Consider the following 12,492-nt stretch of genomic DNA (forward strand, 5'->3'; position numbering starts at 1 on the left):
TGTTCAGGTCTCGACATGAACGGCGAGCTTCGCCTTGATAAAAACCATTTTAGGATCTGCAGAGATCTATCCGAATTAATCAGAGGTGCCCTAGCACTGGTCTCCAATACACTGTTTGTCTTTGTCGGTGTACTGGTCCGATTACTGAACGAGTCCGTTGACCTGTTTCAGATTTTGCTTTTTCGTCAATTAGTCTTTGTATTTTTATTACTGCCGGCCATCGTGACTTCCTTCGATACCCTGATCAAACCCCGAATGGTGCATTGGCATCTATCACGGGTACTAGGCGCCTTTGCCGCTATCTATCTTGATTTTTTAACGGTCAGTAATATTCCGTTGGCTGATGCAACGGCACTGGGTTTTGCCAAAGTATTATTTTTCGCTGTAGTTGCCAGAGCTCTATTATCGAAAGCCGTAGACGCCTCCAGGCTTTTCACACTATTGGTTGGGTTCTGTGGGGTTATGCTCATGGTACGACCCAGCTTCGCGGATACTTCCATGCTTTACACCCTGACTGGATTGGGAAGCGCATTAGGTGCAGCTATCGCGGTCATTAGCGTACGTAAAATGGCTGCCACCCAATCAAAAATCGCCCTGCTCTCTTACCAGGCTGTTTTTGTCGGGTTGATCGCTTTGATTCCAAGCCTGACCAACTGGACATGGCCTTCACTGGACGAGCTCATCTTGTTGCTAGCCGTCGGGGTCACTTCATCGATAGCACAATGGATAGGCATCACCGCGTACAAATTGGGAGAAGCCAATGTTATAGTCAATGTCGAGTACTCGAACATTATCTACTCGCTGGTATTCGGCTATTGGCTCTTTGCAGAAATTCCAGATGGTATTGCTGTTATTGGTATGTTGGTGCTTTTTTGCAGTGCACTACTACCGCTATTGACAAGCCATTGGAAAACAAGGTCAGGCAAACAGACTTAAAACTGCTTAACCTTTCTTTTCTATTACCGATATAAAAGATCAATGCGTTAATTGATCACTTCATTGATTTGCTCAAAACTAAAACCACGGTATTGAAAAAAACGTAAACGCCGGGCTTTTTCAGCAGGATTCTGCGCAGGCTGGCCACCAAATTTACGCTGATTAAGCTCACCCAAGAGCGCATACCAATCCACCGGATTTTCAAACAATGTCTGTTCAAACAGGTGTTCTTCAATACCCTTTTGTTTCAGCTCTGCGCGGATGCGGGAAGGTCCCTGGTAACGGGAAAGACGGCTACGAACGAAGCTATCAACAAAACGCTGATCACTCTGGAGTTTTTGTTCGGCCAACAATTCTATTTCAATTTCAATCAACTCCGGGGGAAAACGACGCTGCAGTTTTTCCCGGAGTTCTTGTTGTGAGTGTTCTCGACGCGCTAGCAGGTTCATGGCTGCACGCCGAATTTCACTCTTTTCACTCATGGTTTTTAAGCCTCAACCTTTTCGGTTTTCTCTGCCGTTTCAACAACCTTTACTGGAGCAATATCGAAATGGATACGAATTTTATCTTCAATCTCCTTGGCCATGGCAGGATTGTCTTGCAGGAACTGAGCAGCATTCGCTTTGCCTTGGCCAATCTTGTCACCGTTGTAGGAGTACCAGGCTCCCGCCTTGTCGACAAGACCCAGCTTGACACCCAAATCGATAACTTCACCCATGTGGTAGATGCCCTTGCCATAAAGAATCTGGAACTCAGCCTGCTTAAAGGGAGGGGATACTTTATTTTTAACCACTTTGACGCGGGTTTCGTTACCAATCACCTCTTCACCCTGTTTTACCGCACCGGTACGGCGAATATCGAGACGCACCGAGGAATAAAACTTGAGCGCGTTACCGCCCGTCGTGGTTTCCGGGTTACCGAACATAACTCCGATTTTCATACGGATCTGGTTGATAAAAATAACCAGGCAATTAGCATTTTTAATGTTACCCGTTATCTTACGCAGCGCCTGAGACATCAAACGAGCCTGCAAGCCAACGTGGTGATCTCCCATTTCACCTTCGATTTCGGCTTTGGGTGTTAGGGCCGCCACCGAATCCACAATAATGACGTCAACAGCATTGGAGCGTACCAGCATGTCGGTAATTTCCAGCGCTTGTTCGCCAGTATCAGGCTGAGATACGTAGAGATCATCGACCTCGACACCAAGCTTGCCAGCATAATCAGGATCCAGAGCGTGCTCTGCATCGACGAAAGCACAGGTAGCGCCGGCTTTCTGGGCTTCGGCAATCACCTGTAGAGTCAGGGTTGTTTTACCAGAAGATTCGGGACCGTATATTTCAACAATGCGCCCCTTGGGTAAACCACCAATACCCAAAGCAATATCCAGCGCCAGGGACCCCGTGGAAATAGCCGGGATCGCTTCCCGCTCCTGATCCCCCATGCGCATAACCGCGCCTTTACCGAATTGACGCTCGATCTGGCCCAGGGCCGCACTCAACGCTTTCTGCTTATTTTGATCCATTACTGGCACCTCTTCGTGTTCGTCCGCATGTGGTCGGGATAAGTTCTGGTTAGGTTCGATGGCTTGTAGAACCCTGAAACAATGATTGCTACTCGAACTGCACTTTACTGTATAGATGAACAGTATTAAAGCACAGTCTTTAGACCTTGCCTAGTCCCGAGCATTTTACCTGTCGCTTTTAGCGACACAGTCGAGCTAATACACCATTTAATGCTGCTACAACCGTTTGCTGCCGCACCGCATGGCGCCCACCGGAAAAACAAAATTTGCGCGCCTGGCCCGACTGCCCTTTGCGCTGCCAGGCAATCCAGACAGTACCAACCGGTTTGTCCTCCGTACCTCCCCCCGGCCCGGCAACCCCACTGACCGAGACGGCAACACTGGCGTTCGATCGATCCAGTGATCCCGACGTCATCTCCAGCACCACGTCCTCACTGACGGCCCCGAAGCGTTCCAACGTCGCACTTTGCACTCCCAGCATGCGCTGTTTAGCCTCATTCGAATAAGTCACAAAACCGGCATCAAACCAGACCGAGCTACCGGCAATCTCGGTAATGGCACAGGCGATCCCACCACCTGTACAAGATTCAGCCGTTGCCAGTACATCCTTACCGGCCTCAAGGGCAACACCAACCTGATGAGCAAGTAATTCTATCTGCTCAGCATTCGACTCAACCTGGGAATCCATATTGTCCTCGCTTGATTGTGCTAACTCGACCATTTCTCACGCCCGCTATTATCACGTAGAATCGGGCTCCCGTTAATTCCTTATTCCAACGTCCAAAAAACAACCGGGAGAGACTTGTCCCTATGGCTGCGGTCAAAGACGCGAAGAGTGCCCATACCCCCATGATGCATTGGTATGTGAATTCCCTGTAGGCCTTGCTATCAATGGGTTTGAGGATATTGGCCAGCAAGGAAACTACACACCAGCCTACACTTGAAATTAATTTCGATTATTTAAAAAAAAATTAAAAAAAAACCAAATAACCCACAAAAAGTGTGAATAAACGGCTGAATAACTGAATTATTCCCAGCACTCACCGCACTCAACACTACTGAGCAAAAAATAACCAGAGAGCCTGCTAGGTATCAGTAGAATTTGCGTGTCGATCTGGGGCTTCTCTATCTTGTTTAGGCTTCCCACTCCAGGCCCAGGTTACAAGATGGGCATTAGGGTGAGCCTCAGCCTTCTTCAGCATATCCAGCTCGTTATCACACCAGACAAAGGCGTCAGGGCCTCTGTTCTTACGCTCCAGGCGCTTCACCCTATTGAAGAGATTGGCGGTAGACATTGCTCACCCTCCAGTTTTTCGATGCGCCGTTGCAGCTCCATCACTTCAGCAATTTTCATCATGTTGGCCGTTGCCGCAATAAGATTGGAACCCACGTCAGCCGGTATCTTTCCCCCACTAACCGCATCCATCACAGACGTGGCGAAGTCTAAAGGCCCAGCCCCTTTCGGCACGTCAAACTCCACTGAAGGCATCACCGCCTTTCTAGGCGGCACCAGGCGCTCCATCAACAGCTTCTGGGCAGCAGTATCACCGCCCATGGCTTGCTCTATCACCTGGGTGATGATCTTTGTCTGTGGGTCTCTCAGGTTGTGGGATTTCGCATATTCCCTTAACGCTTTCCTCAAAAGAGCATCGCTACCAGGGCCGCGCTTCCTAACAGGCTGATTTGTTTTGGAGAATACGTTTTTAGGCATAGAGTCTCGCAGTTAATAGCTCAATATGGTGTGGGAAAAAAACGGCGCTGGCTGTGCCTAATTGGTAGGTCCCCCATCAATCAAACCCAATGATCCAAATATCATCCGCCCCCCCATAAATACGCTCTCCAAACTTCTCCACCTCCCGTTTGTAGTCCGCATCCACTGACATTTTGCGATTACCAAATTCATCTTCAGCAAACTGCATTGTCCTCAGCTTTTCCCGCTCTTCAGGGCTAGGCGTTCGCACTTTGGCTGGCACTATTCCCATTCGCTCCTTTGGCATCACTCACCCTCCAGAGAGGCGGTCAGATAATCAATCATCTGTTTCTTGAGGATTATATACCGCCCCTCTGACCAGACTTTCTTGATAATCGCCTCTGTATCCAGTTGGCCATTTTTGCGCCAGGTATCGAGCAGGGCATACAGATGAATAATGTCCTTCGCCTCCTCCAGTTTGGCCAACACAGCTGACTCTAATGACAGCACCAGCTCGCGCTTCAAGCGGGTGATCTCCTCATTGATTTTGCGAGATTCCGCAATCACCAGGTGCAGATGATCTGCCACCCGTTTGGGGTTTGGGCCTCTTTCAATCGCTTCAAGGCGTTTGATCTCGGTCTGGTTTTCAGACATTTCCAACTGAATATCCTTGTCATCTGGATACAGCTCCAGACGAATAGATAAAGCCTCACGTTGGGCATAGAGATCCCGCAAGTTCACAAGCAGGTCACGCGGGACAGACTGCGTTAGCTCTCTCAGGCGATCATTGAACCGACTCTTCTCAATCCGCTTCTCTTTCAGTTGCCGCGTCAATTCCAGGTAGCGCTCACGAACTTCAGGAGAAATAACGATGCCAAAATCACGCCCCTCCACTTCCTCTGCGGCTTTTTTCGTCAATTCAGGATTATGAATGCTATTAACCGCCATTAGCCTGCCCTCTGCCATTCATCAACACCCAGCCATTTTTCAGACCGCTCAACGAATGCCTGGGCCTCCTGATCAACCGCCTTCTGGTTAATCTCAAGCAAGGCATCATCCTCTGGCCGGTTGGTACGCTCATCAGCCATCCGCATCTTCACCTGCCAGTATCTTGCCCTGCCTTGATGCCAAAGCCGGTATTCATCGTCATCAATAATCGCCTGAAGAGCGTTATATAACGCAGTATTGAACATGGTCATCTCTCCTTGATTCACCAGGTTAGTAATCGGTCTGCCGCACCAGGCGTGGGGGGTGGTTTATCCATTCGGGGCCGTGATGGGCGTGGGGGTTGGCTGAATGCCTTGTTGCGGGTTGTGGCCGCATTAATATGAAAGTGACGGCATTTCACCAGGTAAGACCGCAGCAGAATCGCGGTTTTTTCCGTTCCCTCCTTGTGATGCCGCCTGAAATAGCACTTGAAATCAGCCAGCCCATCTCGCACAGCCTCCCGGTATCCAGGCGGCAGGTCATTATCCTTCAAGGTCTCAAGGGCTTCAGCTTCCAGGGCTTTGGCTTCTTCTCGATTCACGCTGATAGCCTTAGTGAGATACGAGCATCTTCCAGCGTGGCCATGAAAGCCTTATTAAACGCAGGGTCTGATTTGGCCCATTTATAGGGGGAGGCGCGGCAAAGTTTGATAGATCGACAGGCGGCAGAAACATTTCCTTTTTTCGCCATTAAACGATCCAAAAAAATTTGCTTAACAAAATCAGGATGCGGCACACCGTTCATAAAAAAGACCCGTCAATTTCATCTGTTGAATCTGATTTAAGTGTAGCGGTAAAAAGCCGTTTTATCCTTTATTTATAGTGCTTATTGCAATTTAAAGGATTCAAAATATTCAAGGAAAAAACTAGAGTTAATTAGAGTCTAATAGCGTCCATTAAAGCACCAAATAATTAAAAAAATTTTCCAGAAAAAATCATTAAAAATCTGGCAGATCATCATTAAACGGCTGCTGATTTTGGGACTGGGGGGGGTGGTTTGGGTGTTGTTCGACGCTTTCGACCAGGTTTAGAGGTTCGAGCAGATACCACGCTTTCAACCAGTATTTGAAGCTCCTGAACCGTTTCCTCGTTTCTATTGATATAGGCGTTTACCTGAAGCTGTCCCTGTATCGACACCAAATCCCCTTTTTGATGCTCCAGCAACTCCCCGGCGACGCGCTCAAAGCCTACAAAACTGAACCACTGGCTGGCCTCCCCCGAATCGCTGGCCCTGCATGGCAGATTCGCAACCATGGAACCCACCGCCATTAATTTGTCTGCGCGGGTAATGATCTCCCGAATCTCCCCCCCGATCCTTCCATACACTGCAATTTGTGTTGCCATTTCATGCTCCCGATTGTTGCGTTCTTGCTTCCTGCTTCTTCCCCCTTCCCTGTCAATTTAAACAGGGCAGGCGGGATGAGAGTGTTTTTTTAAATCCTGCCCTGCTTTGTGATGATCGTTTTTATTCAGCGGAGTGCGTGATTCTCCTTTTTTTTGTCGGGACACTATCGGGACACTATCGGGACACATCCCCTACAAAATAGGGTTCTGTAAGGCAAAAACAAAAGACAAAGCTACACTTCGCCCGATCTCCAGCAAATAAAACGGAAAAACCTATGCGACCTCTACCACTTTGCCTGAAAGCCCCGTGGTTACTGGGCTGTAGGGTGGTAGAGGTCTTAAAAAAACGCCAAAACACCTCTACCACCTCTACCACCTTGCCTGAAAGCCCCGTGATTACTGGGCTATAGAGGAAAAAACGCCCTCCATAATCACCTTCCCCGCCTGCCATGTTTTTAGACCTATACCACGCCACAAGCCAGTAATAGCAAGGGGTTTGCAAAATTGGCAGAGGTTTTTTGGGGAAGTGGTAGAGGTCGCGGCAAAATGGGTTAGGTTCAGGTGTTATTTGGCCTGATTTGGTCTTTTTTTGCTCAATTGATTGTTTTTTGATCGCTGCACACACCTATGAAAATATAATAAAAAAAGGCAGGCGGGAAAGGAGTTGCTGTGGTTTAGGTTGGTACAGGTTGGTACAGGTATGGTAGAGGTTTTAAAAAACCTCACCCACCCTGAAAGCCTTGTATAGCAAGGCCTCCAGAAAATTTGGTAGAGGTGGTATAGGTTTTATCAAAAAAAAATAAAAAACCTAAGCCACCTCTGTTAAAACATAAGCTCATCAGCTTCAGCCTGATATTTTTCCGCGAAGTTATTCCTTAATACTTCAGGTTCAGGTAGTTGATAAATAACTCCCTCCCCGCGACCATGCCTACCTTGAGAGACTACGCCCAGACTCTTCATCATTTTCCCGACCTGAGATCGCGCAGCGGCAAGTGAGATTGGTTTATAGCGGCTTTGGCTGTTTACCCATTCCATGTAACGCTCAACCAAATTTTTGCTAAGCAACCGCTTAGAATTTACCGCTGAGCCAGCGACAGTGAATGGGTGCTCTTTTGCTATCTCGTTATAGAAAAATGACTGCAATGGATCGGATGTCATACTTTGCAGTTTTTGGTCGATCGCGGCTTTTGTGGCAGGGGCAAAGAAAGGATTGAAGGCACTTATGTCCCGGTTTAAGAAGTAGTGCAGAAGCGCTTTCTCCCCTCCATTGTCCAGCCACTGGTTGTACTGAGTGAAAAAGCCTTCCCCTAATACTTTTTGCACGTCGAAAACCAGGTAACGCCTGCCAGTGCCAGAAAGGTGAACGGCATGATCTTCATTACCGGCAAATACCATGCGGCTGTAATTCCTTATCGGGAACGCATCTACCCCTTTCCTCTCCAATGTCATATAGGGTTCAGTGATCACGGCTTTCAGGGCGTTGGCAGCGCTCTTTTCAGACAGGTCAACTTCATCTGAAAAGACCAGCAGTTTAGCTTCCAAAATCGCATTAAACCGGGCAGAGGCTTGAGCCTGCCCATTTAATTGCGCGGCATAGGAGCCAAGAATCTTGAGTAAAGGACGGAAAAGGGAGCCTTTACCAACGCCCTCAATCTCTGATTTGAGCAGAATGGCAACGGTGGGCTTTTCCTCTGGCTTTTGAAATAGATGGGCCAACCAGTTGAGCAGATACACTTTCGCATCAGGTTCGCCATCACATATCGCCTCAACCAGCTCAAGAAAGGGCGATATATCCCCCTCTTCTGGCTGAACTGAATAACCTGTAAAAAGATTCAGCATCCCTTTGGGGCACTGGCTTTTGTTGGGGAAAAAGCCTATTCCATTCTTATAGAACCGCCTTCCCCTCCACTTCATCCAGGCTTGGGATAAAGTCATTATTCTTCCGTTGAAATTAATGTCTGGTTCAGTTGCCAAAATCATCTCAAAAGCCTCTTTCTTAATAAAAACAAACTCCTTGCAATCTGGGAGCATTACCGAAGGTGAAAGCCTTCCGAATGCAGACTTTCCACCTGATATAACCAGGCTGAACTTGTGGTTGATTTGCTCCAGGCGCGCCAGATTCTCGGGTGAGATTTTGTTGCCATAGGCATCCAGTTCACCCTTTGTGGATTTATCCGGGGAAGGTATAACGGCAGGCGGGGCAGAAGGTGCCGATTCATCAAAAACAGTAGGTATAGTAGGTATAGAGAGACTTTGCGGTTCCACAACCAACTCCCCATCACTTGCTTCAATACCCAGCGTGCTTAACGTCTCAGATATAGTCTCAGGCATAACCGCCTCCCACTCTCTGCAATTGCTCGTTGGCGTCTTTCATGCCCTCGGGGGGCACATAAAATTGAATCTTCATATCAGGCCTTTCCATTTCCAAACGCTCAGCCAGTGCTTGTGCAGAGGCTTTACCGGCTTGGTCGTTATCTTGATGAATCAGCACCTCTTTAATGCATTGAGGTACTGCTATTTGCGTCCATACCGAACCGCCACCCGCAACAACAGCCCAGCCATTGCCGATAAATAGCGATAAGCTCAGGGCGTCCTCGATGCCCTCAGCGATGATTAATTTCCTGCGCACCAGGTCGACATAAGGCTTGAACGGCCAGACCAGCCAAAGCCCTGCCCCTGCTATCTCCCCGCCTGCCGCTTTCATACTGAATTTGGCTTTCTTGCCACCGTCCCCAATAAGCACCTGCCCTTGAGCATCCAGAATGATTCGGTGATAGCCCTTCACGGCCATTGCTTCATCGGCATGGCGATACAAGGCAAGGATTGCGGCTTGCTTCTGGCCTTCAGCTGGCAGAAAACTTAAATCGGGAATACCAGAGAGCCCTGAAAAAGAAATACCACGCGACTCCAGATAGCGCTGACCAGGCGAGCCCTTGATGGGGATCGCTCTCTGCTTCCAGTCTGCGGCCCTGATTTCCCGCTCTGTGTCGCTCAGAGCCTTGGCCTTCTTGCTAGAACCTAGAGCCATGGGTTTGGGCGTTGGCCGTGATTCAACCGGCATTCCCAGCCAGTCGATCGCCAGTCTGACGACCTCAATGAAGCCCTTTCCCGTGGCATCCTGAAGCAACTGGACAGCATCACCATGCTTTTCACAGCCTCGGCAATACCAGGTAAGGTTGTTTTTTCTCGCATCGTAGATAAATCGGTCATTCCCGCCGCAGACTGGGCAGGGGCCTTGATGCTTAAATGGAGGGAGCGTCAGAAATACGGATAAAAAATGGTAGCCAGATTCACCTTCGAGGCCTTTTTTGGCCTCATTAATTTCTCGGGCTGATAATTTCTGTCGTTTATTTGCTAAAATCATGTTGTCGAGACCTGCTGCTCACCATTTAAAATGGCCAGCGATTGGTTTTTGATCTTGTTGAAAGCCCCGTAGTGTCTGCCAACACCATGATCGGGGCTTTTTTATGCCTGTTAATTATTCGGCTTAATAATTAATGGCCAAAACTCTGAAAAATTTGCGGGGAGGTTCCCAACTAGGTTGGTCAGCAAGGTACCCCCCCCTCGAACTTTTCAGGCAACCGCACCAGGCTCTGCGATCACTCGGTTTCTTTCACGGAATCTGGCCAATTCGTCATGCGGGATACGAATCGTTCTGCCTGAGCGATACATCACCAGATCGCCCCGCTTCCCCATTCTCCGCACAGTTTTCTCACTTGTATTAATGATTTGACTGAACTCCTTTACGGTCAGATCGGGCTTTAATTCATCCATAACATTCTCCAGTGTGATTGGCTTACCACTACTTGCCGTTAAGGCCTTATATTTAAATAAAGACTATGGATCGCGGCTTGTAATCGTGGGTTTCTTGTCAGCTCACAAGGTTTTTGCGATAGAGGGGTATTAGGATTCATCAGCGGTTCGCTTGATATGCTTTCGGGCGATGGTGACAGCATCCCCTTTCCCGCCTGCCGCTTTTATCAGTAGCTCCAGGAGGCTCACAAAAGGCCCGTTTGTTGTCTGACTGATAGGAATCCCAACATCATTTGCGAGATCAGAAGCTGCGCTATATTGCAGGCTGGAAAGCGTCTCGCTGCGACAACTCCGGTTCCAGGCAGGGCTTCTGCCATCAGCATATACCCGCTTCAGCTCAGGTAAGGATTCAAGCTGACGAACAAAATCAGGGCCTATAAGCACAGCTATTTCACCTTTAGCAGGCTCGCTGAGCGACGAGGAACGATCAACCCACGACAAAACTTCCCTGATTACTTCAGAGGAAGGCTTGTCATGCTCTGCCCCATTCATAAGCGCTTTGATCATGTAGCGCAGCCATTCAACTTTAGAAAATAGCTGTTCCAGGAAGCCCCCCTGCTCACAAATTCCTAACGCCTTTAACGGGAGCTGCTGGTTTAGCAATCCCTTTACAGTCAGGCGCTCTTCATCCGTGAGAGGGGGATATTCCAAGCCACCGTGTGTATTCATTCCTACTCACCGGCACCAGGCATATATTCTGAAGCCCCCAGTGTATCTAGGTGATCAGCCCATTCCTGGAGCCAGTAGCGGCATTGAGGTTCAAACCTGTTCAGGTCGTAAGTACCTTCTTCCCCTTTACGGGAGTGCCCTAAAATACACTCCCCGATAATGTTTAGCTGATTAACCAAAGAAGGGTCATCGCTTAATAAGCCAACTCCCGTCCTAACCGTTCTGCGCAGATCGTGAGCAGTCCATTTCCCTTTTGTTGTAGCAAAGCTCTTTCTTTTGTTACAAACAGCCCAGACCACCGCTCGCTGACGAATATGCTCATCAACTATATTGGGTGATGGAAATACGAATTTTTTATTACTGGGTTCTATCCGTGTCCTAAATACAGCAACGGCTTGCCTTGATAGCTGCACAGTCCGTGGAACATCTGTTTTTGTGTCTCCAAGCCACCAGGTTCCAGCATCAAGATTAATATGTTCCCAGCGAGCACTTACAATCTCCCCGCTTCGGCAACCAGTTAGCAGCATAAGCCAAAGCACCGTCCTGACAGAATCTGACATTCCAGAAGTAGGCAGCCAACGCATAAACATTCTTAGCTCGTCATTATCAAAGTAACGCAGACGTTGCTTGCTTGTTTCGGGCTTTAAACCCTGGCAGGGATTCGCAAACCCTTTAGGTAACCGCTGAACTATAATCGCTTCCTGAAAGGCGTACTTAAGCTCTCTGATCAGTTGCCCTGAAATAACAGGGGCAGGTCGAGCTTTAATCTTCATTTCTAGGTTTTTAATAGTTTGAGGCGTGATATGGCAGGCTTTAACATCCATTAGACCAGCCAGTTCTTTGTTCAGAACACGTGCGACTTCCTTTGCCCCTTGGGGCTTTCGATTCTGGAATATATGATTCTCAAGGTAATCATCGACCAATTGTCTGACGGTATAGTCCTCTGGCTTATTGGCCTCTTTCTCTAGAAGGTGCGCGGCTTTCTTATCCAGCCTTTCTTGCAAAGGGTCTCCACCCTCACGCCTTACCTTCTTAACCTTCATAAACTCTTCGTGCGCTTCTGCAAGACCCATTTGTGGGTATGACCCCAAAGTGATCTGACGCAGTTTTGTGTTATCCGCAGGGTGGCGATAGCGGTATACCCATGACTTCATGCCATCCTTATAGGCTTTAAGCCTTAATCCTCTAAAAGATGAGCTGTCACTTAGATAATTTCGCCCCCCTTTAACATATTTCAACGCTTGGGCAGCACGATCGGTTATTCGTTTGGTATCATTTGAAGAAGCCATGGGCCTTCCTCCTACATTTGGGTTCATGGTTAGGGCGGCCAGAGGTGTTGGAGCACTTCTGGCCACCTGCTTTTTAAGGGGCAATTGCTGCCCTGTTTTTGATTATAGGCACCACTTTGAGCCTTATACAATAGCCACAAAAACTACACTTTTTTTATGTGGTGTAAATTGTTGAGAATTGCTACGGATTGCTGGACTTTGTATGCCAAAAAAAAATGAAAAAATATTCCATGGACTGTT

16 protein-coding genes are annotated in these 12,492 nt (G+C 48.2%); 1 reads left to right on the forward strand and 15 read right to left on the reverse strand.

Annotation, left to right across the window (positions count from 1 at the left end):
* Positions 1–936, forward strand: a 936-nt coding sequence (locus MIB40_RS12100; RefSeq protein WP_249694525.1) for a DMT family transporter, incomplete at its 5' end; no start/stop codon positions are given.
* A gap of 47 nt (positions 937–983) precedes the next feature.
* On the opposite strand, the gene MIB40_RS12105 is transcribed toward MIB40_RS12100, so the two are convergent.
* The 15 genes from MIB40_RS12105 to MIB40_RS12175 form a co-directional block, all read right to left on the reverse strand.
* Positions 984–1,418, reverse strand: a complete 435-nt coding sequence (locus tag MIB40_RS12105; protein ID WP_249694527.1) for a regulatory protein RecX — start codon at positions 1,416–1,418, stop codon at positions 984–986.
* 5 nt (positions 1,419–1,423) lie between these two features.
* On the reverse strand, positions 1,424–2,461 hold the full coding sequence (recA, locus tag MIB40_RS12110; RefSeq protein WP_319941661.1) for a recombinase RecA: 1,038 nt from the start codon (positions 2,459–2,461) through the stop codon (positions 1,424–1,426).
* A 178-nt stretch (positions 2,462–2,639) separates the two neighbouring features.
* Positions 2,640–3,182, reverse strand: a complete 543-nt coding sequence (locus MIB40_RS12115; protein ID WP_249694529.1) for a CinA family protein — start codon at positions 3,180–3,182, stop codon at positions 2,640–2,642.
* Positions 3,183–3,725: 543 nt separating this feature from the next.
* Positions 3,726–4,103 carry a hypothetical protein gene (locus MIB40_RS12120; RefSeq protein WP_249694531.1) on the reverse strand — a complete coding sequence of 126 codons (378 nt, stop codon included), beginning with the start codon at positions 4,101–4,103 and terminating at the stop codon, positions 3,726–3,728.
* A gap of 145 nt (positions 4,104–4,248) precedes the next feature.
* Positions 4,249–4,458, reverse strand: coding sequence for a hypothetical protein (locus MIB40_RS12125; protein ID WP_249694533.1), 210 nt, complete (start codon positions 4,456–4,458; stop codon positions 4,249–4,251).
* Positions 4,458–5,099 carry a hypothetical protein gene (locus MIB40_RS12130; RefSeq protein ID WP_249694535.1) on the reverse strand — a complete coding sequence of 214 codons (642 nt, stop codon included), beginning with the start codon at positions 5,097–5,099 and terminating at the stop codon, positions 4,458–4,460. Before MIB40_RS12130 ends, MIB40_RS12125 begins: the two co-directional genes overlap by 1 nt.
* Entirely contained in the window at positions 5,099–5,350 is a 252-nt protein-coding gene (locus tag MIB40_RS12135; RefSeq protein ID WP_249694537.1) for a hypothetical protein, read from the reverse strand. Before MIB40_RS12135 ends, MIB40_RS12130 begins: the two co-directional genes overlap by 1 nt.
* An 11-nt stretch (positions 5,351–5,361) precedes the next feature.
* Positions 5,362–5,679, reverse strand: a complete 318-nt coding sequence (locus MIB40_RS12140; RefSeq protein WP_249694539.1) for a hypothetical protein — start codon at positions 5,677–5,679, stop codon at positions 5,362–5,364.
* A complete protein-coding gene (locus MIB40_RS12145) occupies positions 5,676–5,882 on the reverse strand; it encodes a hypothetical protein (RefSeq protein WP_249694541.1) in 207 nt (68 codons plus the stop codon). Before MIB40_RS12145 ends, MIB40_RS12140 begins: the two co-directional genes overlap by 4 nt.
* 215 nt (positions 5,883–6,097) lie before the next feature.
* A complete protein-coding gene (locus tag MIB40_RS12150) occupies positions 6,098–6,481 on the reverse strand; it encodes a single-stranded DNA-binding protein (RefSeq protein WP_249694543.1) in 384 nt (127 codons plus the stop codon).
* Positions 6,482–7,303: 822 nt separating this feature from the next.
* Entirely contained in the window at positions 7,304–8,812 is a 1,509-nt protein-coding gene (locus MIB40_RS12155) for a DUF5906 domain-containing protein (protein ID WP_249694545.1), read from the reverse strand.
* Positions 8,805–9,845 (reverse strand): toprim domain-containing protein, encoded by a 1,041-nt coding sequence (locus MIB40_RS12160; RefSeq protein ID WP_249694547.1) that lies wholly within the window; start codon positions 9,843–9,845, stop codon positions 8,805–8,807. The genes MIB40_RS12155 and MIB40_RS12160 overlap by 8 nt, the downstream gene beginning before the upstream one ends.
* Positions 9,846–10,054: 209 nt before the next feature.
* Positions 10,055–10,255 (reverse strand): helix-turn-helix domain-containing protein, encoded by a 201-nt coding sequence (locus tag MIB40_RS12165; protein WP_249694549.1) that lies wholly within the window; start codon positions 10,253–10,255, stop codon positions 10,055–10,057.
* A gap of 129 nt (positions 10,256–10,384) precedes the next feature.
* Positions 10,385–10,963 carry a hypothetical protein gene (locus MIB40_RS12170; protein WP_249694550.1) on the reverse strand — a complete coding sequence of 193 codons (579 nt, stop codon included), beginning with the start codon at positions 10,961–10,963 and terminating at the stop codon, positions 10,385–10,387.
* Positions 10,964–10,965: 2 nt separating this feature from the next.
* A complete protein-coding gene (locus MIB40_RS12175) occupies positions 10,966–12,252 on the reverse strand; it encodes a tyrosine-type recombinase/integrase (RefSeq protein WP_249694552.1) in 1,287 nt (428 codons plus the stop codon).
* Positions 12,253–12,492 lie beyond the last annotated feature (240 nt).

This window comes from Aestuariirhabdus haliotis (assembly GCF_023509475.1).
GTDB lineage: Bacteria > Pseudomonadota > Gammaproteobacteria > Pseudomonadales > Aestuariirhabdaceae > Aestuariirhabdus > Aestuariirhabdus haliotis.

Excerpts from the sequence above, each read along its gene's own strand:
- MIB40_RS12105 (WP_249694527.1), bottom strand. The coding sequence starts at position 1,418 with ATGAGTGAAAAGAGTGAAATTCGGCGTGCAGCCATGAACCTGCTAGCG.
- recA (WP_319941661.1), bottom strand. The coding sequence starts at position 2,461 with ATGGATCAAAATAAGCAGAAAGCGTTGAGTGCGGCCCTGGGCCAGATC.
- MIB40_RS12115 (WP_249694529.1), bottom strand. The coding sequence starts at position 3,182 with ATGGTCGAGTTAGCACAATCAAGCGAGGACAATATGGATTCCCAGGTT.
- MIB40_RS12125 (WP_249694533.1), bottom strand. The coding sequence starts at position 4,458 with ATGCCAAAGGAGCGAATGGGAATAGTGCCAGCCAAAGTGCGAACGCCT.
- MIB40_RS12130 (WP_249694535.1), bottom strand. The coding sequence starts at position 5,099 with ATGGCGGTTAATAGCATTCATAATCCTGAATTGACGAAAAAAGCCGCA.
- MIB40_RS12135 (WP_249694537.1), bottom strand. The coding sequence starts at position 5,350 with ATGACCATGTTCAATACTGCGTTATATAACGCTCTTCAGGCGATTATT.
- MIB40_RS12145 (WP_249694541.1), bottom strand. The coding sequence starts at position 5,882 with ATGAACGGTGTGCCGCATCCTGATTTTGTTAAGCAAATTTTTTTGGAT.
- MIB40_RS12150 (WP_249694543.1), bottom strand. The coding sequence starts at position 6,481 with ATGGCAACACAAATTGCAGTGTATGGAAGGATCGGGGGGGAGATTCGG.
- MIB40_RS12155 (WP_249694545.1), bottom strand. The coding sequence starts at position 8,812 with ATGCCTGAGACTATATCTGAGACGTTAAGCACGCTGGGTATTGAAGCA.
- MIB40_RS12160 (WP_249694547.1), bottom strand. The coding sequence starts at position 9,845 with ATGATTTTAGCAAATAAACGACAGAAATTATCAGCCCGAGAAATTAAT.
- MIB40_RS12165 (WP_249694549.1), bottom strand. The coding sequence starts at position 10,255 with ATGGATGAATTAAAGCCCGATCTGACCGTAAAGGAGTTCAGTCAAATC.
- MIB40_RS12170 (WP_249694550.1), bottom strand. The coding sequence starts at position 10,963 with ATGAATACACACGGTGGCTTGGAATATCCCCCTCTCACGGATGAAGAG.
- MIB40_RS12175 (WP_249694552.1), bottom strand. The coding sequence starts at position 12,252 with ATGGCTTCTTCAAATGATACCAAACGAATAACCGATCGTGCTGCCCAA.